Source organism: Photobacterium aphoticum (genome assembly GCF_001029435.1).
GTDB classification, from domain to species: Bacteria; Pseudomonadota; Gammaproteobacteria; order Enterobacterales; family Vibrionaceae; genus Photobacterium; species Photobacterium aphoticum.
Genome location: NZ_LDOV01000008.1, coordinates 1 through 23,477, shown reverse-complemented (window position 1 = coordinate 23,477; position 23,477 = coordinate 1). Strand labels below are relative to the sequence as shown.

Annotated in this window: 16 protein-coding genes and 2 tRNA genes; 6 read left to right on the top strand and 12 right to left on the bottom strand. The window is 48.2% G+C overall.

Annotation, left to right across the window (positions count from 1 at the left end):
• Positions 1 to 56 precede the first annotated feature (56 nt).
• Positions 57 to 704 (top strand): murein L,D-transpeptidase catalytic domain family protein, encoded by a 648-nt coding sequence (locus ABT58_RS03500; RefSeq protein ID WP_047872988.1) that lies wholly within the window; start codon positions 57 to 59, stop codon positions 702 to 704.
• Between the two features lie 182 nt (positions 705 to 886).
• Here the strand turns inward: ABT58_RS03500 and ald are convergent, their stop codons facing one another.
• The 9 genes from ald to ABT58_RS23350 all read right to left on the bottom strand — a co-directional run bounded on the left by ald (position 887) and on the right by ABT58_RS23350 (position 13,471).
• Positions 887 to 2,002: an alanine dehydrogenase gene (gene ald, locus ABT58_RS03495; RefSeq protein ID WP_047872987.1), complete on the bottom strand. Its 1,116-nt coding sequence runs from the start codon at positions 2,000 to 2,002 to the stop codon at positions 887 to 889.
• Positions 2,003 to 2,494: 492 nt separating this feature from the next.
• Positions 2,495 to 2,761 (bottom strand): hypothetical protein, encoded by a 267-nt coding sequence (locus ABT58_RS03490; RefSeq protein WP_082210933.1) that lies wholly within the window; start codon positions 2,759 to 2,761, stop codon positions 2,495 to 2,497.
• Between the two features lie 40 nt (positions 2,762 to 2,801).
• Positions 2,802 to 3,449, bottom strand: a complete 648-nt coding sequence (locus ABT58_RS03485; RefSeq protein ID WP_047872985.1) for an HAD family hydrolase — start codon at positions 3,447 to 3,449, stop codon at positions 2,802 to 2,804.
• A gap of 187 nt (positions 3,450 to 3,636) precedes the next feature.
• The gene (arsJ, locus tag ABT58_RS03480) at positions 3,637 to 4,860 is read right to left on the bottom strand and encodes an organoarsenical effux MFS transporter ArsJ (protein ID WP_047872984.1); all 1,224 of its coding nucleotides are present in this window, start codon (positions 4,858 to 4,860) and stop codon (positions 3,637 to 3,639) included.
• 193 nt (positions 4,861 to 5,053) lie between these two features.
• The gene (locus ABT58_RS03475; RefSeq protein ID WP_047872983.1) at positions 5,054 to 6,055 is read right to left on the bottom strand and encodes an ArsJ-associated glyceraldehyde-3-phosphate dehydrogenase; all 1,002 of its coding nucleotides are present in this window, start codon (positions 6,053 to 6,055) and stop codon (positions 5,054 to 5,056) included.
• Positions 6,056 to 6,311: 256 nt separating this feature from the next.
• Positions 6,312 to 6,806 (bottom strand): phosphatase domain-containing putative toxin, encoded by a 495-nt coding sequence (locus tag ABT58_RS03470; protein WP_047872982.1) that lies wholly within the window; start codon positions 6,804 to 6,806, stop codon positions 6,312 to 6,314.
• 82 nt (positions 6,807 to 6,888) lie between these two features.
• A complete protein-coding gene (locus tag ABT58_RS03465; RefSeq protein ID WP_047872981.1) occupies positions 6,889 to 7,650 on the bottom strand; it encodes a metalloregulator ArsR/SmtB family transcription factor in 762 nt (253 codons plus the stop codon).
• A gap of 191 nt (positions 7,651 to 7,841) precedes the next feature.
• Positions 7,842 to 8,930: an esterase/lipase family protein gene (locus tag ABT58_RS03460; RefSeq protein WP_047872980.1), complete on the bottom strand. Its 1,089-nt coding sequence runs from the start codon at positions 8,928 to 8,930 to the stop codon at positions 7,842 to 7,844.
• A gap of 278 nt (positions 8,931 to 9,208) precedes the next feature.
• A complete protein-coding gene (locus ABT58_RS23350; RefSeq protein ID WP_053062940.1) occupies positions 9,209 to 13,471 on the bottom strand; it encodes a thrombospondin type 3 repeat-containing protein in 4,263 nt (1,420 codons plus the stop codon).
• 375 nt (positions 13,472 to 13,846) lie between these two features.
• Here ABT58_RS23350 and ABT58_RS03450 point away from each other — a divergent pair, with 375 nt between their 5' ends.
• Positions 13,847 to 14,446, top strand: a complete 600-nt coding sequence (locus ABT58_RS03450; protein WP_158261729.1) for a LysE family translocator — start codon at positions 13,847 to 13,849, stop codon at positions 14,444 to 14,446.
• Positions 14,447 to 14,532: 86 nt separating this feature from the next.
• On the opposite strand, the gene ABT58_RS03445 is transcribed toward ABT58_RS03450, so the two are convergent.
• Positions 14,533 to 14,606, bottom strand: a tRNA-Cys gene (locus ABT58_RS03445).
• Between the two features lie 287 nt (positions 14,607 to 14,893).
• Between ABT58_RS03445 and ABT58_RS03440 the strand changes: the two genes are divergently transcribed.
• The 4 genes from ABT58_RS03440 (at position 14,894) to asnA (ending at position 21,230) form a co-directional block, all read left to right on the top strand.
• Complete coding sequence (locus ABT58_RS03440; RefSeq protein WP_047872978.1) at positions 14,894 to 15,832, top strand: universal stress protein; 939 nt, start codon at positions 14,894 to 14,896, stop codon at positions 15,830 to 15,832.
• Positions 15,833 to 16,002: 170 nt separating this feature from the next.
• Positions 16,003 to 18,231 carry a hypothetical protein gene (locus tag ABT58_RS03435; RefSeq protein ID WP_047872977.1) on the top strand — a complete coding sequence of 743 codons (2,229 nt, stop codon included), beginning with the start codon at positions 16,003 to 16,005 and terminating at the stop codon, positions 18,229 to 18,231.
• Between the two features lie 4 nt (positions 18,232 to 18,235).
• Complete coding sequence (locus tag ABT58_RS03430) at positions 18,236 to 20,005, top strand: toxin-antitoxin system YwqK family antitoxin (protein WP_158261730.1); 1,770 nt, start codon at positions 18,236 to 18,238, stop codon at positions 20,003 to 20,005.
• A 217-nt stretch (positions 20,006 to 20,222) separates the two neighbouring features.
• Positions 20,223 to 21,230 (top strand): aspartate--ammonia ligase, encoded by a 1,008-nt coding sequence (gene asnA, locus ABT58_RS03425; protein WP_047872975.1) that lies wholly within the window; start codon positions 20,223 to 20,225, stop codon positions 21,228 to 21,230.
• A gap of 62 nt (positions 21,231 to 21,292) precedes the next feature.
• On the opposite strand, the gene ABT58_RS03420 is transcribed toward asnA, so the two are convergent.
• Together ABT58_RS03420 and ABT58_RS03415 are read right to left on the bottom strand one after the other, a co-directional pair.
• Positions 21,293 to 23,185: a tetratricopeptide repeat-containing diguanylate cyclase gene (locus ABT58_RS03420; RefSeq protein ID WP_047872974.1), complete on the bottom strand. Its 1,893-nt coding sequence runs from the start codon at positions 23,183 to 23,185 to the stop codon at positions 21,293 to 21,295.
• A 191-nt stretch (positions 23,186 to 23,376) separates the two neighbouring features.
• A tRNA-Cys gene (locus ABT58_RS03415) sits at positions 23,377 to 23,450 on the bottom strand.
• Positions 23,451 to 23,477: the final 27 nt, after the last annotated feature.

The window sequence follows — 23,477 nt, the reverse complement described above, 5'->3', positions numbered from 1 at the left end:
GTGGTACAGTCTGCCACCTAATTACAAACCTCTTATTAATGCGTTTTACAGGGACAATGAAAAAATCACTTCTCCTTCTGGTTTTGGCATGCCTGATTGTGCCATTACAAGCCACGGCCGGTGTGACTCACACCCCTCACCACAGCAGCCAGTCGCAGCCTGACCTCTTAATTAAAGATGTGTATAAGAAAGCGAAGCTACAAGGCGTGATGGATTATCAGGTATTTAAAGAAGGCTACACCGCTTACTTCAATACCAAGGGCCGTAAAAAACAATTACTGACCATTATTGATTACAGTAAACCTTCCACGCAGAAGCGATTCTACGTTATTGATTTAAAACGCAATAAATTAGTCTACTACACCTATGTCACGCACGGCGTAAACAGTGGTGGTAAAGTGGCTACCAAGTTCTCGAATGTCGTGAACTCCCGCCAGACCTCTCTCGGTACCTTCCTGACAGATAACACCTACTACGGTGGAAATGGTTATTCATTGCGCCTAGATGGCCTCACCCACGGGGTGAACGACAACGCCCGCCGTCGCTACATTGTGGTACATGGTGCGAAGTACGCGGATGAATCCTTCATTCGTCGCAATGGTTACTTAGGCCGTAGCTGGGGATGTCCGGCATTACCGACACACCTCGCTCGCCAAATTATTGATACCATTAAAAATGGTAGCGTTATTTATGCACGCGCTTAAGCCATAGCAAAAATAAAAAAAGCAGCCTTTATATTGGCTGCTTTTTTATTATCTCTGACTCGTCCTAAATGATATTGAGACTCTCAGAAGGTATTGTCTGACTTATTTACGTGACTGTCTTATTGACCGTTTTGTCTCGCAGTTCTATAAGGCCGTTTTATGTTGCTGTTTTACATAACAGCTTACGCAATCGCGGTTTCCGGTGCCACATAAGGCAGATTCAACGCATGTGCAACTTCTTCACAAGTCACCTGACCGCGATAGACATTTAACCCATTCAACAAATGCTTATCTTCTTGTAACGCTGCTTTATAGCCTTTGTCCGCGAGCTTCAAAATGTACGGTAAGGTCACGTTATTCAGCGCAAAGGTTGACGTTCTGGCCACCGCACCCGGCATATTTGCGACACAATAGTGCACCACATCATCCACGATATAGGTTGGATCACTGTGTGTCGTCGCATGCGAGGTTTCGACGCACCCGCCCTGATCGATAGCTACATCCACAATGGCCGCGCCCGGTTTCATGCGCTTCACCATCTCTGCCGTCACCAGTTTCGGTGCTGCTGCACCCGCCACCAGCACACCACCAATCACAAGATCGGCATCCAACACATGTTTTTCAATCGCATCTTTGGTGGAATACACACACTGTACCGCACCACCGAATTGCGCATCCAGACGACGAAGTGTATCGATGTTACGATCCAGCACCACCACATTCGCTCGAAGCCCGACGGCCATTTGGGCTGCATTGGCACCCACCACACCACCACCGATGATCACCACATTGGCAGGTTCAACCCCAGGGACACCGGCTAACAACATGCCACGGCCACCACGTGATTTTTCCAAAGCAAAGGCACCGGCCTGAATCGACATTCGCCCCGCCACTTCCGACATCGGCGCCAGCAATGGCAAACGGCCCGCCTCATCGGTCACGGTTTCATAAGCGATACATACCGCTTTACTGTTGATCAAATCGTGGGTTTGTTCTGGGTCAGGTGCGAGGTGGAGGTACGTAAAGAGCAGCTGGCCTTCACGTAACATGGCACGCTCTACGGCTTGTGGCTCTTTTACTTTAACAATCATATCCGACTCCGCGAACACGGCTTCGGCGGTAGGCAAAATCTGCGCCCCAGCAGCAAGGTAATCTTGATCGCTAAAGCCGATCCCTTCACCTGCTTGCGTTTCAACATACACAGTATGGCCATGAGCGACAGCTTCATTGACGGAGGCTGGAACCATACCTACGCGGTATTCATGAACTTTAATTTCCTTAGGTACGCCAATAATCATCTCTTGTATCCTTGCTGCTTTGTTAACCGTTATCTACACAATAATGAAAATAACGCGGAATGTGCGACCATTTTTTAACTAAATCACAACAAGACAAACCAACAAAAAACCATAAGATAGATAAAAACTCTGATATTGATGTTCATCACACAAGAAAAAACCACTCAATCGCTAACTTTTAGACCAGATTACTAAGTTTAAGCCAAAAAATAGCCGTTAAGAATGCGAGGGAATCAATTAACAGAAATATTTCACTACTAAAGATAAGGGTATTACTGAGGAGATCAGGCGCTTTACCGTGTTCTGTTTATGCGCCCTGCCATTTTATAAAGATGACAGAATATTTGACCAACAGCCTCCGTGTTACGATGGTGATAAACAACCAAAAAAGAATCACAACCCGCAACAAAGCAGATCAAAAAAGCAACTTACAGGCAACAAAAAAGCCGCGTAATGCGGCTTTTAAACATTCCTTATAAGGATGATGAAGAATTAATCTTCAAAATCCCAAGGCATATCTGGCAGCGCATTCAGGTTTTCACTGTAACGCTTCAGATCAAAACTGCCGCCATTTTTCGCGACATCATACACTTCAATGGATAACGCGCAGGCGATCATCTGAATCGCTTCTTCGCGGGGTGTCCCTGTCATCATCAGACGCATTAAGGTTTCTTTCACCTTAATCGGGTTACCTTCCGCTAACTGGTTTTCCACGGTTTCAACCAGCATATCGCCCGTCATAAATTCTTCGTCTTGCATCATCCAACCTTTTCGTTGTTTACATTTACCGCATTGGGCATTAAGCCACGCGCCAACACGCTTGATCCGCTTGCACGTCTACCAACGTCGCGTAACGGTAATCTGTCATGTCTTGACCGACAACATGCGTATCATTCACCACAACGACGCGTAAACCCGCCGACAGGGCGGATTGTGCGCCTGTATGGCTGTCTTCTACCGCGACAACCTGATGAGTGTCAAAACCCAAAGTACGACACGCTAACTGATAAATATCCGGCGCCGGTTTATTCATCGGCACATCTTCACCACAGAAGACATGATCAAAATACTTGAGCCAGCCTAATTTTGCCAAGATGCCTTCCACATAAGGGCGAGGTGCACCGGTTACTACGGCCAATGGCACCTGACCATGCAATTCTGCCAATAGTGCAGCGGCGCCGTCTTTAGCCGGAATACCGCGCGCGAGCAGCGCTTCATGCGTCAGGGCTTCCATCTTTTCTACGGTCGTTTGCGGACAATGGTCAATCTCAAACAATTGATGGACAGCATCTGCCACTTTTACCCAAGGCACACCGGCATAATCACGCAGAAAGGCTTCTGGCGTAATATCGACGCCACATGAGGCGAAGAACTCATGCCAATTCTGGGCATGAAACACTTCTGAATCGACAAGGGTTCCATCAAAATCAAAACAAACGGCACGCATTGGTTTACTCCATTACCTTTAACTGGCGTATCTTACCCGTGATGACACCTTAAAGCGAATAGGCAAAGCACATCCCCCAATAAAAAACGCCCCGATCACTCAGGGCGTTTTTGTGTGGCTTTCTGATTGTGTTCGCGTGGTTTTCGGATTGTAAAACCGCAATAACCACTCGAAGAATGCGTCAGGATCAAGCCGTGGCTGTATGACGCGGTAACCAAATTGAAATCACGGTTGTGGCCGCCAAGAAAGCGAACGACACCCACAAACAAGCCGCCAAACCAAATTCTTGGTAAATCAGTCCTGATAACACCGTACCAATCAGACGTCCCATCGCATTAGCCATGTAATAGAAGCCGACATCCAGAGAAACCCCGTCTTCTTTGGCATAACTCACAATCAGGTAAGAATGGAGCGATGAATTTACCGCAAACACGGCCCCGAAAATCAACAAGCCCACGACAATGGTCAATTCCGGCTGCCATTGCCACTGTACACCCAGCGCGATCACAGCTGTCACCGCCGCTAATATACTCGCCCAGCCCATCGCGGCTTTACCGTCTGGCACCGTGCCTTTGGCTTTACCGGTAATACGCGGCGCGATACCTTGCACAAACCCGTAGGCAATCACCCACAATGCAAGAAAACCGCCGACCATGGAATGATTCCAACCAAAAATCTGGCTCAGGTACAACGGTAACGCAATCACAAACCAGACATCACGGGCACCGAACAAAAACATGCGTGCCGCTGACAGAATATTGATGCTGCCGCTTTTTGAGAAAATCTGTGAAAACTTAATGGATTTCTTCGCTTTACCCATGTCTTTTTCCAGCCATTTCAGGCTCATGAGTAACACGACCACCAACACGGAAGCCATCGCGACGACAGCGCCCTGGAAGCCCAATACCGTCAGTAACAAACCACCGATAAAGAAACCTGCACCTTTTAGGGCATTTTTGGATCCGGTCAGAATCGCAATCCACTTGTACAAGGCGCCTTGCTGGCCGTCTGGTACTAAGGTTTTGATCGCGCTCTTGGCACTCATTTTATTGAGATCTTTCGCGATACCCGACATGGCTTGTGCCAGCATCACCCAAGGAACAGACAAGAAGCTGGAAGGTACTGCAAGCATCAGCAACGCCACTACTTGCATCCCTAAACCAATATTCATGGTGCGATTGAGACCCAATTTCGCCCCTAGCCAACCACCGATCAGGTTGGTCACGACACCGAAAAATTCGTAGAAAAGGAACAGTGACGCAATTTCTAGCGCGGTATAACCCAATTGATAGAAATGAAGCACAACCAACATGCGCAATGCGCCGTCAGTAATGGTGAAATTCCAGTAGTTAAACGTCACCAACATATATTGGCGGACATCTTTTGAAAGCGAAGAAACTGCCGCAATCATAATGACACTCACACTCTTGCATTAACCGAGGCGTTGAGCACACTGCCTGTGCCCCTATGGGTTGCCACCTATTCACGACAACGCGACCGGTGACGATAAAATCAGTTTAAATTCGTTGCTATTGTAAAAGCTAATTGCCTATCAGGCAGTAAAGTCATGTATGTGACCTGACTTTACTGCCTGAAAGCATTGTTTACGCCTGACCCACTTTACGGATCAATTCTGCTGTACGGGTTGCGTAACCCATTTCGTTATCGTACCAAGCATACACTTTCACCATGCGGTTATTCACCACCATGGTAGACAGTGCATCCACGATAGTGGAACGCTGATCGCCTTTGTAGTCGATAGAAACCAGTGGACGCGCTTCAAAGCCAAGCACGCCAGCCAATTCGTTTTCAGACGCTTCTTGTAGCAATGCATTCACTTCTTCAGCTGTCGTATCACGGCTTACATCAAAGATGATGTCTGTCAGCGAAGCATTCGCCAGCGGTACACGTACGGCGTGACCGTTAATCTTGCCTTCCAGCTCAGGGAAGATTTCAACAATGGCTTTGGCTGAACCGGTTGTGGTTGGGATCAGGCTCATGCCACAAGCGCGAGCACGGCGTAAATCTTTATGCGGCGCATCCAAAATAGTTTGGGTGTTCGTCAAATCATGAATAGTCGTGAAAGACGCCTGCTGGATGCCCAGTTTCTCATGGATCACTTTGACCACTGGCGCGATACAGTTGGTGGTGCACGATGCGGCCGTCACAATACGGTGTTGTGCTGGGTCATACAGGTGGTCATTCACACCGACAACAACGTTCAGTACGCCTTCTTCTTTCACCGGCGCTGACACCACAACGCGCTGTACGCCTTGTTCAAGGTATTTATTCAGGAAAGAGGTTTTACGGTGAACACCGGTTGCTTCCAATACCACATCACAGCCTGACCAATCCACAGCATCAATATCGCGCTCTTGCGTACAACGGATCACGGTATCGCCAATCACCATGTTGTTACCATCAACCTGTACACCGTGCTGCCAGCGACCTTGTACGGAATCAAACTCTAACAAGTGCGCCAAGGTTGCCGTATCGCCCGCTACGTCGTTGATCTGAACAATTTCGACATCCGCCCAATCAAATGCGGCACGCAGTGCTAAACGACCAATACGACCAAAACCGTTAATACCCACTTTTACTGTCATCGTTGCTTTCCTTCTATGAGAGCGTTGAGAGATTTCGCCTTAACATATGGAATATCATATATATGGCTTTGCGCATATACTAGCTATTCCTATGGTGAGATGCCAGAACTTTTTTCATGATTTATTAAGGTGCTGATTTTATAGGAATAAGTAAACCACACAGTCATCTGGCAGCCACTTATCATGATGACCATTCTCCAATTTTAGGCATAAAAAAACCCTACCGAAGTAGGGTTTAAATAAAGCCGTCAGTGAATCACTTGAACATCTGGATGTAGTCAATGTGTGCCTGGCGTGTAAACGCCCCCGGACGCAATGCCTGAATTTGTGCCACTGTTGTTTCTAACTCACAACCACGTGCCAGCATAATGCGCGCCGCAATCAAACCGGTACGGCCTGAGCCACCCATGCAGTGAATCGCGATGCCTTCATTACGGTCTAAAATAGACTGTGCCGCTTTATTCGCTTCCGCCCAACCAGCGTCAAACACGGCACCTGGCGCACAGTCGTCTTCAATCGGCAAGTGGTACCACTTCAACCCTTGCGCCTGACACGCTTGTGCCAATTCCGCCAAACCGTCACCCGGCAGATCGGTCGGTTCCAATGCAGTGATCACCGCCGTCGCACCGGCCGCTTTCAATTGTGCCAGTGACGCAATCAGGTCCACTTCTTTGGTACCCGGACAAGGCGTAAGTAGTAGTTTGCCACCTTCTTCTAAAGGCAGTTCCCAGAATGGATGTGTGGTTGACATAATGACACCTGTAAATGATAAATATGGTTATACCGCGCTTTTTCACCCCTTCACAGGCAAACAATAACGGTATGGAAGCGATTTAGCTCGCGTGGCTAAATCCTGGTTTTTTCCGTTCAGCCAACTGACTGAGCGCTATTTTTTCCTGATTGATGATCCCCGGCTGACCATTACGCACCGTCGCCAGCGTATGGCGTACCCAACACGGTAACTGCGAAGACAACCGATAGAAAATCCACAACCCTTCACGCTGTGTTTCTAATACCCCGCCATCACGCAGTAACGCGAGATGTCGAGAGACTTTAGGCTGGCTTTCGCCCAACACCTCCACCAAATCCCCAACGGTGAGGGCCGGCTCATCTTCCAGCAACATCAATATACGTAAACGCAGCGGATCACTCATGATCTTAAACAGTTCGACCGGCCCCATAATGCTGTCTTGCGCATCACCATTGAGCATCATGAACAGTGCAATACGCTGCTCTAGCCCAGCCAAGGTATCACGAAACGGTTTGAGTCCCGCTTGTGGTTTCGGATCGAGAAAGTCCCAATGCAGTAAAGCATCAGAATCGGCAAATAACGCACACTCATTACTGGCTTTGTCACACAGGGTGATCACAAAATCAAAATGCTGATCCTGCAGATCTGCCGCAGACAAACTGTGCAGGTTTTCACTGTTAATCCCCCGCTCTGCCAGCACCTCATACACACGAGGATCCACCGTTTCAGGCTTCATCCCCGCACTGAATACGGCGTACTGTTCGCCACCCAAATGGCGCATCAGTGCTTCCGCTAACTGTGAACGCGCGGAGTTACCCGTACAAAGAAAAAGAATACGTTTCATGCTGTTTAACCCATTCCACGAATGTCATCGCGCCAATCGGCTGGCACGTCAATCATGGCATCAATATATATGCTTTTCATTATATATGGAAGAGCGAATATTAAATCCGTTCATCCGACACGCCTATTAATAACTACTTACTTACAACCTGCTCATTATGGGCTGCGTTTGGTCAGATAATAAAGCATTCTTTATCGCCCATTAGCCAATACCCACTCACGCACTTGTGCCAGTACACTAGGATGGGAAAGTAAATCCACATGGTTAATGCCCCCCACCAGCCATTTGTGCGTATCGGGGTAGTCCAGAGCCGACATGGCCGATGTCGCTTCCCCTAACGCACTGCTGACGGGCACCATGCCATCCCCCAATTTTCGGTGTTTTTCATTGTGGATTTGCTGACTCAGGCATGAGGCGACCGCATAGTTTTGCGCATGCTGAGGGAGAAATGGACGGCAACGTGTATCATGCGGCTGTTTATCACTCTGGTCAGGTATTGTTCTGCGTTGCCAGGCCGTATGCACTATTGCCCCTTGGCTGAGATCTTTGGTACCGCTGCTGCGTATATCACCCAATTTCTGTAACAGGGATAATTGCGGAATTCCCGCCACATAATCATCTAACCAGCAGGCGAAACGGGCCAAGGGTGCCCCGTTATGTGGCGTCCCTAACGTGACAAAGGTGGTCAATTTTTGAGGCCATTGCAATTGATGTTGTTCGGCATAATGACAGGCACTGCGGCTGACCAACCCTCCCATGCTATGCCCGATAATCACTAACTCTTTGACCGGACATGGCCAGGCTGCCAGCCATTTCTCTAACCGAAAGGCCAGCTCTTCCCCGTTCAAGGAGATATGCTTGCCGGTGTTATAGCGCAAATACACAGGGGTGTAGCCCATTGAGGCAAATTGTTGACCATGATCGACCCCTTTTCTGCGTTGCCAGCCTTTATCGGCCATACACCAACCATGTACGCACAACACAATTTTATCGGTCGCTTGAGGCAGCTGCATGGCCAGCTTCACCGGCGTGTCGGCCAATACCTGTTGTTGATCCGTCAATACCATCGGCAAGGCATAACGGCTTTTTCGGCGCAGCAAGTGATCCCCGATCAGGCCATTGAGCAACGCTAAAAACGCTTCGCCCTGACGCGGAGGAATATGATTTTCCAAATACTCCCGTACCCGCCGTGTGGCCTGCACAGAATTCGCCTGCATCTTCAATGTCACTTCTTGCCTTAACGCATCAAATTGCTGACGCCAATCAGAATTCGCCTTCATGCTCACCTCACCGACTTTACTGACTTTGCTTTCGCTCCAGACCGATCCCGGTTATCAGACCTTTCCGGCCTCCCAGTCCCTATCTTGCCTCATTAGCCTTTCTGGAACCTTTCTGGATTCTGACTGAAACCTTGCTGGAAACGTCCTGTCATCATTACTTGAAAGGCGCTCACTGTAAATGTGCGTCGCCCTGATAGAAATCAATCGACATAAAAAAAGGCCGCATCAGCGGCCTTTACAGAGATATCGCGTTGTAATCACTCTCGCATAACGCGAAATTATGGTGCCGAGTTGAAGCTCAAGCGGTACCAGTCTTCATACATCCAGCGGTCACTGAACGCATTACGTTGCACCATCCCTCGGTTATCGTGGGCATCACGCGTGAAGAAGGTTTCTATTACTGGTGCCGATGCCTCATCCAGGGTTGGCTGGCCGTTTTCATCATAGAAGGCCGTTTCCCATTGACGCTGCATCACACACGCTGGAATGAAGTCTCCTGTGGCACTGTCATAGACTTCTTCCTTGCCGAGGTACATGTCCCAGCTCACCTGTACAAAGTGATCACGCTCTGGCGTCGCCAACAACGGCTTACCCGTTATCATACGAATTTCCGGTAGCAAGTAGCTGCCTGCCACCGACTGCAAGACGTTACTCACAATGTCGTTACCCCATGCCACGTCCAGGCCGCCATTTTGGGTCGCTTCAAACCCGACCATGTTACCGGCGCTGTCTTCGTAATACTTTTCTGTAAAGGTGTAGTACGGTGGCAAATCAGGCTGCGAGCTGTCATAAAAATCCCCTTGCAGCATCGACTCTGTCAGGTTGTCTTTGCCTTGCCAGCTCACATTTTCCGCCGTTAACGGACTCATGTTATAAAGGGCGTATTGGAAAATACCTTGTTCCATATCTCCCCGTGACATTTCATAAGTCAGGCTCTCCCCTATCACAGGGCTGTGACCCTGATCAGGCAATGAAGCCAGACACTGCTCAAAGGTCACAGGCTCCCCTTCCGGCACACGATCCAACACCGGATCACGGCCATACCCCTGATCATCAATGGTGGCACCGACTAATACTTTCTCGTAATCGGTATAACCCCATGTCACGACATCCGTGACAGGATCACGTTCTAGGTACGTAACCTCCATCTTCTGCATCAATTCACCAGCGTCGATAAACTGCTTACGGGTGTCTTCCACCTTCGCCACCGGATAATGGTTCATCGGATCGGCATCTTGGTTATTCATCAACGTCATGGTGGACTGATGCTGAACCACACACACTTCACGCAAGCCCATGGTGGTGTCGATGATGTCTTTACCCACGTAGGTGACAGACACATCGTCGTGACGCACAGGCACCTCTGGCGCGTTTTTATCTATACGGTCAACCCAGCCATAGGCAGGAATACCGAGATTGATTGCCCCTAGATCTTCCATGGCCACATTTGTGCCCCACCAGCGACTGAACGCTTCTCGGAATCCCAAGAACTGACCGGAGTTAGCATCCACATACTCATGCTCAAACGTCGGGCTCAGGCTACCCGGCTCAAGGGTAGAAACTTGTGTGACGTTCACATCGCGATCCATCAAGTGACCGCTTGGCAGACCTTTGCGCGTCTCAACAAAGATCTCATTTTGTGAGTAAGTAGACGGCGTATCCGCTCCCCACATCACACGTGACACATCATAGAGCTTCGCATCCGGCTGGCCGACAACTTGACGCTCGCCCGCAGGTAGCGGCGGCAAGGTGGTTTGACACTCAGCCAAGGTCAGGGGTGTCACCAATGGCTCTAACGGCAAGTTGTCGACATCATCGTTGTAGCCATCACCATCATCATCTAAGTCTGCATTGTTACCGATACCGTCGTTGTCGGTGTCCATGCTTTCTGTCGGATCCAATGGGAACGCATCCAACTCATCATTCACACCGTCGTTATCGTCATCTTGGTCAGCATTATTCCCGATGCCATCGTTGTCGGTATCGACCGATTCATTCTTATCTAATGGGAAGGCATCGTCTTCATCATTAACGCCATCGCCATCATCATCAGTGTCCGTATTGTTACCGATACCATCACCGTCGGTATCGACAGATTCATTTTTATCTAACGGGAAAGCATCGTCTGCATCGTTGACGCCATCGCCGTCATCATCGGTATCCGCATTGTTACCGATGCCATCGCCGTCGGTATCGACCGATTCATTCTTATCTAACGGGAAGGCATCTTCTTCGTCATTAACGCCGTCACCATCATCATCGGTGTCCGCATTGTTACCGATACCATCGCCGTCGGTATCCAGTGATTCATTCGGATCGAGCGGGAACACATCATCCTCATCGTTCACACCGTCATTATCGTCATCAGGGTCAGCATTATTCCCGATGCCGTCATTGTCGCTGTCTACGGACTCGTTCTTATCTAATGGGAAGGCATCTTCTTCGTCATTAACGCCATCGCCGTCATCATCGGTATCCGCATTATTACCGATGCCATCGCCGTCGGTATCGACCGATTCATTCTTGTCTAGCGGGAAGGCATCGTCTGCATCGCTGACGCCATCGCCGTCATCATCGAGATCTGCATTGTTGCCGATGCCATCACCGTCGGTATCGACCGATTCATTATTATCTAATGGGAAGGCATCGTCTGCATCGCTGACGCCATCGCCGTCATCATCGAGATCCGCATTGTTGCCGATGCCATCGCCATCGGTATCGACTGATTCATTCTTGTCTAATGGGAACGCATCTCGGTCGTCATATACGCCATCACCGTCGTCATCGAGATCCGCATTGTTGCCAATGCCATCACCGTCGGTATCCACCGATTCATTCTTGTCTAACGGGAACGCATCTTCTTCATCGCTGACACCATCACCGTCATCATCGGTATCCGTATTGTTACCGATGCCGTCACCGTCGGTATCCACACTTTCACTTGGGTTCAATGGGAACGCATCATCGGTATCTGGCACACCGTCATTGTCATCATCCCGGTCGGCATTATTGCCGATACCGTCATTGTCCGTATCGATCCACTCGCTACCATCAAGTGGGAAACGATCCGTTTCATCATCGACACCATCGCCATCATCATCCGTATCGGCATTGTTACCGATGCCATCACCGTCGGTATCCACCGATTCATTTTTATCTAACGGGAAAGCGTCATCTTCATCATTCACGCCATCGCCATCATCATCGGTGTCCGTATTGTTACCGATGCCATCGCCGTCAGTATCTAACGATTCATTCTTATCGAGCGGGAACGCATCGTCCTCATCATTCACACCATCGCCGTCGTCATCGAGATCCGCATTGTTACCGATGCCGTCACCGTCGGTATCCAGCGATTCATTCTTGTCTAATGGGAACGCATCGTCTGCATCGCTGACGCCATCGCCGTCATCATCGGTATCTGCGTTATTACCGATACCGTCACCGTCAGTATCAAGACTCTCATCCGGATTCAGCGGCAAAGCATCTTCATCATTATCGATGCCATCATTATCCCAGTCGCTGTCCAGGCTGTTTTCAATGCCATCATTGTCTGTATCGTCATCGATTTCATCAGCAATGCCGTCATCATCCAAATCTTGCGAATAAGCGGCGTCTAACGGGAATTTGTCGTTCTCATCATTCACCCCATCGCCATCATCATCCAAATCCGCATTATTACCGATGCCATCACCGTCGGTATCGAGCCACTCGGTCGCATCATCAACAAAGTGATCAAGCGCATCAATCACGCCATCGGCATCTGTATCGGTATTCTCCACCACTTCGATATCATCATTCTCATTGATGATGACGAACTGATCGGCGCCGGCAGTCGCCACTGCTGTGTTGATCTGACGCGCTAGTGCCAACACGTCTGATAAATTGTCCGTTAAATCTGTCGCGGTATTAGGCAATGCCCCCGAAGCCACCAGCGATGCGGCTGATTTAGTGAGCAAAGCGGCCTGCTGGGCATTCTCTGCGGTAAAATTAGACAGCAACAGTTGTGGATCGCTAAGACCTAAATCCGCCGCAAGGGTATCCAATGCACTGGCGAGACTTTTCGTCTGACCGGTTTGGCGGATCTGCATATCAATCAAACTGGTTAACGGACTGATCACCACTTGCGCCGTTGTACTCTTTGACGCCACGCTATCTTGCACAGCCGGTGCTGTCAGTAAAAAGCTTTGCGCCACGGTTTGATCACTAGCGGCATGCTGCGTTTTCCCTGCGATTACTTTCGCAACTAACACGTAATCCTGAAGATTTTTGTCATCAATATCGTCAAAGCGCACTGTGCCATCAGCTTGTGTCACACCCCGTATTTCATCGGTATCGGGCTGATAGTTTTGATCCTCGGCTTTTTCCAACCATACCGTCGCTCCCTGTAATAAATGATCGGACAGTACCGTTGCATTCAATGCTGTAGGGCTGACTGGCGGTGGCGGTGGCTTCGGCTTATCCTTGTCACCGCCATCCCCACCACAGCCTGAGACAAACAGCACCGTAGAGATGGCAAAAGCAACCTTGCTTATTTTCATAACATCTTCCTTTTATTCAGAATTACTGCGTGTTACGTGAATACCCAGATGCCATGATAAATAAGCGTTAAAACCATGTAGCAATAAATCGTCAGTATTTTGTTTACCGTCAACAATATAGCGCCAATAAATTATCATTGTGTCAATTTTGTAACGATCTTATCAATAGGTAATAAAATCGTTATAATTTAATACATCCTCTTGATTTGTCACATCTTCAATACTCCGCCATAAACCCTTGCTTCCATGTGGCACATCATCTTCCTTTGTGTCTATGCTCAAAGAAAACCGCGTGATTTAACAAACAATAGATACCGTATTGCAATAACACCCCAAGGGAGGCGGGGCCAAATTAAAGGGGGGAGTATGGAAGTCATGAAAGCGATTTTTTTCGGGCTTATTTTGTCGCTCACTGTCGGCCCAGTGGCGATTCTGGTGCTCAACAATGGCCTGCACCATGGTTATCTGGCTGCGATGAAAAGTGCGATTGGGGCGGCCTTTGGCGATTACTGTTATGCCATCGTGAGTTTTACTTTAGGCGTGGTACTGATTAACCAATTCCCGCAATACCATTTTCAGATCATTCTGCTGTCGTCATGGGTGCTCATTTTTATGGGCTTTTACATGATGTGGAATGCGCTAAAAAATGCCAAATTGCTGGCTCGCGTACACCGGCCGAATAAAAAAATGGGTTTTCGTTCCGCCTTTTACCTGACGCTGGCTAACCCTATTGCGCTTATTGGATTATCTGCGTTTATTGGCCATTCGGTAGAGCAACTGCACGTGTGGGTCGCCGTACAGCTGGCTGGCGCGGTATTCATTGGTAGCCTGTTCATTCAATGCCTACTTGCCATTTCCGGATCGGTACTGAAAGATGATGACGATGCCGTAACCTTTCCGTTTTATTTGCAAATATTAGGCGGTTTGCTGATGTGCCTGTTCGGCGTGCACAATTTCGTGGAACTGGCGGGCTAATCGCCGCAAAAATAGGAAGGCAGCCAGAAAAGGCAAAAGATGCAGATACAAAAAAACCAGCATTTTCATGCTGGTTCTTTGTAGAATGGAGGCGCGTCCCGGAGTCGAACCGAGGTCCACGGATTTGCAATCCGCTGCATAGCCACTCTGCCAACGCGCCTTAGTCTGTTGTGTGTTGATGATATCGTGTATCACCCTCACTAAAATGCTTTTTCACAAGGTTCCCCTTGAGAACGAGGCGTACTTTAACGGATCCCCAAAAAGAGTCAACCGATTATTCTTCATTAACATGTTAAGCGGGTAAAAAACGTGCCATTGAATGCGTTTTTCGTCATCTTTGCTACACCTAATGACTCGCACATATGGCAATCTATGATCATACTGATAAAGGACATCACCTAACGACAGGGCGTATTGACATTATTAGGCCCTACAGAGGAGACAAGCATGAACCTTCATCACCTGTTAGTGCCTATCGCCCCTGAACAAGCCATCAATGAAACGTTGCATCATGCCTTTCGCTTCGCTGACATGCATGGTCTTCACGTTACTTTACTCTCTGTCATTGAAGATTTGGCCGAATTTAAAGACATTCACCGCCACACTGGCACAACGTTAGATATGTTAGATAAAGCGTTGAAAGTGTATCAATCACAACTGGTACAACAACAACAAGAATTAGCTCAGCGCTATCCGCACATTGTTTTTGATACCAAGATTCGAGTCGGTGTGCCCTATATCGAAATGATCAAAGCCGCTAGCGACACGCAAGCAGATATGATTGTGATTGACTCACACCGTGGTAATAAACAGGCACCCTGCCAACAAGGCAGCAATACTTTAAACCTGATGCGCAAATCGGAAGTCCCTATTTGGTCTATCAGTACCACACTCACGCCGATCCAGAATGTCCTGGTCGCGATTGATCTCACCAATCAAGAATATCAGGACTTTAATGCCACCCTCGTTTCACTGGCCATTGCATTTTGTGCCAGCATTGGGGCAGAACTCACCCTCTGTCATGCATGGCGTCTGGAATCCGAAGGCTTTTTAAGAAAATGGAGCGGCTATCAAGATATCGACATCGCCTTACTCTCTAAAAAAATGCGCCAGGAACGCACAGAACGTATGGAGGCCTTGCTTCAACCTCATGCCACCAGCACTGTCAACAAACAGGTGTGTTTACTCGAAGGAGAAGCCAGAGACTGCCTACCGCAATATATCAATGACCATGACGTTGATTTGGTTATCCTTGGTTCACTATCCCGCACCGGTATTGCTGGCTTTCTGATGGGGAATACCGCCGAGTCCATCCTTAACCAAATCCATTGCTCCGTGATCACCTTAAAACCGGAAAGTTTTCACTCGCCGGTGCTGCCATCCTGATGGCCATCTTCATGCCTCTGAATTTCCGTGATGTATCTCCACGCCCCTTGGGCTGAAAATACCCTTTTACGCCATTCTCGTTATGATCCCTACCTTGATAAGAGAATGGCGTTGCTTCGCTATCCTCATTTCGCACTTTCTTCGTACTTTCCAGTAAAGGATGCATTTGGATGTACTTACACCGCTATTGTCATGTGGGCTTGCTCGGCGTCGCCCTTTTTGTAACGGGTTGCGAGCAGAGCGTCACCTTCTCACCTGAAGCTGGGGATGAAAAGCGTTATTGGATCTACACAGCAAGCCAGGATGCCGAAGAAGGTGACATCCAATACCACCTCAATAGCCTATTGCACTACAAAATGGATTCCGTGGGCGACATCATTCAGCTGCAGGTTATTCCCGAACATTTGGATCTTAGCCTGGGGAACGGCGACCGAACGCTTAACTCCGCAACAAGCAACGCGCGGAATCTGCAGGTATTTCAATCCGGATTCGATCTGGAAGTGGATAAAAAGAGTGGCACATTACTGAGTTTAACCGGGCAAGATGCCGACGCATGGTCTCGCCACGTCGAGTACTTTGGTGAAAATCATCCTCTGCTGAATATGCTACGCCATCAGGTGAGTGTACCTGCTTTGAACACGTCGATTTCCACTAAAGTCGGCGATAAAATCTCACTCCCGCAATTTTTGGGTTTACCTGCAACGCTAACCGTCACGCAGATCACCACAGAGACGCTTCACGCAACCGTTGAAGGCAAAACAAATAACCGACAACTGCACGGGCAACTCACACTGGCGCGAGAAAATGGCTGGATAGAAAGTGTGTATGCGGTTATCAGCAAAGAGCAGAACGCCAGCGACTTTATCGCCATACAATCCACGAGCAATCCTCAGCATATTAGTGATCCCGTTCCTTATTTCTTTCATCCGCAAGAACTCTGGCAAACGCTCTCTCCGATTTTAAGTTCAGACCCATCAGGTACGCCCCCCGTCCCCCATGTCATGGCAAAAGACGATGTTTTTGCGTATGAGTCAGGCATGCTCGCTTCGGGTATTCCTCCTTATCTCAGTGCCACCCTCGTACACAATTTGGGTCAAGCGCCTCATAGCGGCCATATCACCTTAACGGATTTCCGCGTACGAAATGAAGCGGGAGACGATCTGGGTCTGCCATTTTTGGCACCAACGAATTACCACTATTTCAATGATAATAAGAACAGTGAAAATGCGGTTTTACTCATGGGATGGGATCATCGAGAGACGCTCGAAAAAACGCGCTCAGCCACCGCCACCGCTCACTATTATCCCGACACGCTGACGTCTTATACCGTCCAATGGCGTGAAGGGGAACCGCAAACATTTACCTTGGGTGACATGACCCTTAACGTGACACCTTACCCACAACGCCAGGGCGAATATCACCTCTCCTATAACCACGGTTCATCAAAAAACCTGTTAGACACCATTGATGGCCTGAAAGGTGATATCGGTATAACAACATTATCCGCAGGCCCGGATTGGCTGACTGATTCTGCGCGTGATTGGCTGGCATGGGCCGGTGATCCCGCACAAGCGATAGCCAGCACCGATATGAAACTCACCGAAGAATCGGATTCCGTCACGTTTTACGTCAAAGCACGCGAAACCAACCCATTGTATTCACAAACCGTGACGTTTCTTCCCAAGCACCTCTATGAAGCAAGCGCCACACTACCCCCTATCACGGGTAATGGCCCTTATAACCAACCAGAGCCCTCTGAAGCAGAAGAGGATGAAACCGAAGCACATCGAGAAATTCTTACTGAACGCTATGCGGTGACGCCATTTGCTGACATCACCATTGATCGCTCTCACCCCAGTGCCGCCATGATATCTCTCCCAATGGGATGGAGTAGCGTCTGTCAGGCAGAAGTGATCAATGATGTGGAAATCAATCATAATGGCCTGATATGGCAAGGCCATTCAAAAGGACCATTTCCAACGGACGCTTTCCAGTTAATGACGGAAGACGGCATTAAGCAGCACTTCTATGACTTAACCGTTGAAACACGCTTAACCTGCGAAGGCTCCCCACAATGGCAAACCATACCCAATGTGACAAACCAGACTTACCCTTGGTTGATGGATCTTTCTCAGTTAGCGTCGATCACTGAAGATCAACCGATTAGCGCACTCTTTAAGGCATACCGTTTTAGTGGACATGATGGGGATCTGCTATGGGCCTTGGATCGTAAGGGAGAGAGTATCCAGCACTTTGATCACCCTCTGTCGACCATTCTCTATGACGGTAAATACCTCAAGTTTTCTGGCAACATCATTGAGGTGTCCCAACTGCAAGCTACTGGTGAACCACAAGAAAAAACGTGGGTAACAACATTCCCACCGCTACCAAAAGGATAAGATGATGCGCGATTTCTCTTTTCGTTTCGTCACACTCAGCGCGCTCATCTCCCTGGCGATGAATGCCCCTTTACAGGCTAAAACACTCTGGCTCAATATGGATGGCGAACCCGTCACTAGCCAGCAGGAGGCAACGTATGCGCTAAAAGGCTCCGCTGCAGAGCACAGTGGTAAACGCCTGTTCAGCGGACAGGATAACAGTGACGGTCAGCTGGAGGGGCTGGTCCGCTTTTATGATAAAAACGGTATCCTCACCGAAGAAAAACAGTATATCGCTGGCGAAGCCAAGGGCAGCTATAAAACGTTTCATCCCAATGGACAAATTCACATTGAATCACAACTGCTGGAGGGTGAACGAAACGGCATTACACGCTATTACGATAAACACGGGGTGTTAAAAGAACACCACCACCTTATTCATGGCAAATTCGACGGCGAGCAGCTGGTCTACTACTCCGATGGCACGGTCAAGTTTCGCGCCCATTTTGTTAATGGCCTGCGAGAAGGCAAACAAACCCGCTATTACAAAACCGGCATCCCCTACTCCGTCGCTCACTATGAAAACGGGTTATTAAACGGTGAACAAATTCACTATGCGGATAACGGTGTGACAACTAGCATCATCGTTTATAAAGATGATAAATACCATGGCCCGATGCGGTTCTTTACTGAGCAAGGCCATTTAAAAAATGAAAAAATCTATGTGAATGGACGCCAGCATGGCATTGAAACCAGCTACTACGACAGTGGCCAGTTGTATGGCATCTATCCCTATAAAGATGGCAAAGCCGTCGGTGTGGTCAAAATGTTCCACCCCGATGGGAAAAGCATTAAGCAGATAAAAGAATTGGACGACGAAAGCCGCACATTACGCGCTCAATACTTTGATCTTAACGGGAATAAAACAGAAGAATATACAGCTAACTACGCCAATGATAACGTCGTGACGGAAACGCGTATCTTTACTGATAATGTACTGACTTCACACAAGAAAGACGATAAGCAACGTCAGTGGTCTTTGAAAGAAAACTTTGATAGCAGGGGCACGCTAACCGGTCGTGAAGAGCGCCTGAATGACAAGCGCCAGGGCCTATACTTATCCACCCTCACTCAATACGGCAAAACACGCACGACCCGCATTGAGTACACCAACGGCATACGAAACGGCGTCTACCTAGTCACAGAAAGTGGCACCCACTACGGTAAAGAAGGTCGTTACCGCAATGACAAACGCGTGGGGGATTGGCGTATTGTGAATAAAGATGGCACACATGATATCCAATACAACGCACAGGGAGAGCGAAACGGTAAAGAGCAACGCATCACTCCAGCAGGTAAGTTGTCTTTACTCTCTTTCTACCGTAACGGGCTGCGCCACGGCCAACATGAAAAATATGATGATGATGGAAAGGTGTTAGAAAAAGGCGAATACCGCGACAATCAGCGCCATGGTCCTTGGTTATATCGGGATAAAAACACCTATCACCTGACGATGTGGCAAGGGGAATACCGAGATGGTAAAAAGGTTGGTGAATGGAAAGGCCTCTCTGAACATGGCTATGAAACAGAGATTGAGCGCTACAATGAGGAAGGCTTAAAAGAAGGCGTATCTTACTCTTTCTCACAAAACGGTGAGCTGCAGTTTGTGAAGAATTACAAAGACGGCTTACCGCATGGCAAGCTTACGCATTACTCTGACGGTAAAGTCTACTCTATCCAGTCCTTTGAATATGGTGAGATGGTCAGTAAAGAGAAGCCCTTAGGTGGTTCATAGCGAGTTACGTAACCCTTTACTTGTCATGGTTTACTGATCCCATTTCCCCAAAGAAACAAAAACCAGCCAGTGCGCTGGTTTTTCTTTTTCTATGTATGCAAAACATGCCATTTCAAGCCTTTCGTACAAATACACGCCACAAAGTGATAGACGCTAACCGCAGGCTGGCGTAATGTGTTGTCTATGCAAACAAAATACCGTAAGAAAAGGACATTTCATGAAACTGCAAGTACCAGAGAACTATCAGCCCCTGCTTGGACTGCGTGATACAGAAGTCGCAATCAAAAAGTTAAAAGACTATTTTGAATATGCGCTGGCTTACGAGCTATACCTAACACGTGTCTCTGCACCACTGTTTGTAAAACCAGAAACAGGGTTGAACGATAACCTAAACGGTACTGAGCGCCCGGTAAACTTTGATCTGCTTGATGACAACGGGGCAAACGTTGAAGTCGTGCACTCATTGGCAAAATGGAAACGTATGGCGTTGGGGCGCTATGGTTTCCAGATCGATGAAGGTCTGTATACCGACATGAACGCGATCCGTCGCGATGAAGAGCTCGACAACATTCACTCGATCTATGTTGATCAGTGGGACTGGGAAAAAGTGCTCGACAAGTCGATGCGCCATGAAGACTACCTGCGTACCACCGTAGAGAAGATCTACAATGCCTTCCTGAAAACCGAAAACTACATTTATCAGGAATACCCGGTGCTCGAAAAACGCCTGCCAGCCAAGGTGACGTTTATCACTTCACAAGAGCTATTGGATAAGTACCCTGACCTAACGCCTAAAGAGCGTGAAAATGCCATCTGTAAAGAACACGGTGCGGTCTTTATCCAAAATATCGGTCATACCCTGTCACACGGTGAAAAACACGATGGCCGTGCCCCTGACTACGACGACTGGAACCTGAACGGTGACTTGCTGTTCTGGAACCCGGTACTCGACAGCGGCCTAGAGCTTTCTTCTATGGGTATTCGAGTGTGTGAAGACAGCCTGAAAGCCCAGTTGGACATTGCTGGCTGTGAAGATCGCGCCTCACTGCCTTTCCACAGCGCCGTACTGAATAAATCCCTGCCTTACACCATTGGCGGTGGTATCGGTCAGTCACGCATTTGTATGTTCTTCCTACAAAAAGCCCATATCGGTGAAGTACAGTCATCCATCTGGCCAGATGCAATGATTGAAGAGTGTGAAGCAAATAAGATCATTCTACTTTAACTCTCTGTCTTTTCTCTGATACGCCAAAGCCCCAGTTCAACGTTGCTGGGGCTTTTTGTTTATCACCATACCACGCGATTTCGACCATCACGTTTAGCTTGGTATAAGTGCGTATCGGCTTTTAAGAAGTACTGTTCATCCGCCAGCAACTGTTCCGGTGTGGCCGCAAGACTGACACCGATCGATGTTGTCACCACCAATTGACCAACTGATGTGGCAAACGGCGAGCCCGCAATGGCAGCGCGTACCTGCTCAATACGCTGCTTGCTAGATGCATCTGCTTTCACTAACCACAAGAACTCTTCGCCTCCCCAACGCACAAACAATTCTTGTTCTCTTAACCAAGGTTTCACTTGCGTAGCCAGTTGCTGAAGCACTTCGTCCCCCACAGCATGACCATGGTTGTCATTGATCAACTTGAAGTAGTCAATATCAAACAGTGCGATGTGATATTCACGGTGTGACGCAATAGCCTCACCTTTTGCCAATTGCTGGTAATAATAGTGACGATTATGCAAACCAGTAAGTTGATCAATACTTGAATGGTGCGCCAAACGGGCATTTTCACGTTTGATCCTCTGCGTACGGACAACGAGCACCAGCACCAACAAACCAATAATCACTGCTGTGGACATCGCCCAGTAAAGATAGAGACGTTCCTGATTCAGCTGTTCACTGTTTGCCCGTTGCTTCGCGTTTAGTTCATCTCGCTGTTTGGCTAATTCAAACGCTTCCTGTGCATGGGTCAAATCCCGTAATTTACGTTGTAACTGCCTTTTCTCAGCTTGGTTGACCGTTTTAGCCAAAGCGTATGCTTGCGAACTGCTCCCCATTGATTCGTAGATCTGCGCTTTCAGATTCAACGCTTTTATGACTGAGTATGCGCTGTGGCTTGAACCAAAAGATTGAGCACTCGCATCTACCGCATCGAGTGCCTGAGAATATTTACCCTCAGCCTGATTCAAACGTGCTAACTTGAGATTGCATCGCCCCATGCTGTAAACATAATTGATCTGCGCTGATAACGTTAAGCATTGCTCAATCAGGTGATGGGCTAACGTGTAATCCTGATCCAACATGGCGATGTTTGCCGCACCACGAATATCCAGAATACGATGCCTTAAAGACTGATTATCGCGAAGATAATAAAAATGTGCCTTATGGTATGCGGCTTGGGCTTCTTGCTTTCGCTGCAGGTTAGACAGAATGACAGATTCGTTATACCAATAAAGTTGCAACGTATTGCTGTCTATATTTGGCCATCTCTCTCCTAACGCACGTGCTTTTTGAATCGCCGTTAGCGCCTGTTCCCACTCTTCCATCAAAATGTAGGTCAATGAAAGGCCGTGATAAATCTTGCTTAGATAAAACACGTTGTTGTATTGCTCAGCATAATACGTACTTTTAAGCAGATATTTTTGAGCCTGCAGCACCTCATTGTTGCTCAGTGACATATAGCCTGACCAATACAGCAATTTGGGCATTAAAAATTCATAGTGTTCACGGATCGCTGTCGCCATTAACAACTCCAACTCCATGATCGCCTGTGCTTTATCATTGGCATACCAACGATGAATGGCTTGCTCTGCACTTAATAAAACAGGTAGCCATTTGATATGGTCAGTCTGTAATTTCGCTTGAGCGAGTTGCTCATGAATCCAATCGTGATCCAGTTTTCGGCTTAAATTCGTCAGCACCGCTACTAAGTACCCTTGCGCCCTGTCAGAAAGCTGATTTGGGTCACGGGTAAGGGATTGCACTTCTTGTGCAACGACGGCGGGCTCAATGTGGGATTGTTCTACCCATTCTCGCCACTGCGCATATTGATGGGTAGGAATAAGAGGCTGTTGTTTGATAGATGATAAGTACTGCTGTCGCTTTTTTGATGACTCTATTTGTGTATAGAAGAACACCGACACAACAAACAGCGAGATAAAAATAACACAATACAGCACGCGCGATTTCAACGATTCATACCAAACAGGAAACGGGGGCGCGCAATAGTACAACGGTATTTTCGTGCTATCAATTCACAGCGAGAGGGAAATTGTTAGTATTTGCTAAAAACACTTTGGGATAGATAAGAGGAGAAACTGGAAATTCAGATACAAAAAAACCAGCATTTTCATGCTGGTTCTTTGTAGAATGGAGGCGCGTCCCGGAGTCGAACCGAGGTCCACGGATTTGCAATCCGCTGCATAGCCACTCTGCCAACGCGCCATGTTCTGGAGCGACACACGAGGTTCG

Coding starts and splice junctions, on each gene's coding strand:
- ald (WP_047872987.1), bottom strand. CDS start 2,002: ATGATTATTGGCGTACCTAAGGAAATTAAAGTTCATGAATACCGCGTA.
- ABT58_RS03485 (WP_047872985.1), bottom strand. CDS start 3,449: ATGCGTGCCGTTTGTTTTGATTTTGATGGAACCCTTGTCGATTCAGAA.
- ABT58_RS03460 (WP_047872980.1), bottom strand. CDS start 8,930: ATGAAGGCGAATTCTGATTGGCGTCAGCAATTTGATGCGTTAAGGCAA.
- ABT58_RS03500 (WP_047872988.1), top strand. CDS start 57: ATGAAAAAATCACTTCTCCTTCTGGTTTTGGCATGCCTGATTGTGCCA.
- ABT58_RS03430 (WP_158261730.1), top strand. CDS start 18,236: ATGCGCGATTTCTCTTTTCGTTTCGTCACACTCAGCGCGCTCATCTCC.
- ABT58_RS03435 (WP_047872977.1), top strand. CDS start 16,003: ATGTACTTACACCGCTATTGTCATGTGGGCTTGCTCGGCGTCGCCCTT.
- ABT58_RS03490 (WP_082210933.1), bottom strand. CDS start 2,761: ATGCAAGACGAAGAATTTATGACGGGCGATATGCTGGTTGAAACCGTG.
- ABT58_RS03450 (WP_158261729.1), top strand. CDS start 13,847: ATGAAAGCGATTTTTTTCGGGCTTATTTTGTCGCTCACTGTCGGCCCA.
- arsJ (WP_047872984.1), bottom strand. CDS start 4,860: ATGATTGCGGCAGTTTCTTCGCTTTCAAAAGATGTCCGCCAATATATG.
- ABT58_RS23350 (WP_053062940.1), bottom strand. CDS start 13,471: ATGAAAATAAGCAAGGTTGCTTTTGCCATCTCTACGGTGCTGTTTGTC.
- ABT58_RS03475 (WP_047872983.1), bottom strand. CDS start 6,055: ATGACAGTAAAAGTGGGTATTAACGGTTTTGGTCGTATTGGTCGTTTA.
- ABT58_RS03465 (WP_047872981.1), bottom strand. CDS start 7,650: ATGAAACGTATTCTTTTTCTTTGTACGGGTAACTCCGCGCGTTCACAG.
- ABT58_RS03440 (WP_047872978.1), top strand. CDS start 14,894: ATGAACCTTCATCACCTGTTAGTGCCTATCGCCCCTGAACAAGCCATC.
- ABT58_RS03470 (WP_047872982.1), bottom strand. CDS start 6,806: ATGTCAACCACACATCCATTCTGGGAACTGCCTTTAGAAGAAGGTGGC.
- asnA (WP_047872975.1), top strand. CDS start 20,223: ATGAAACTGCAAGTACCAGAGAACTATCAGCCCCTGCTTGGACTGCGT.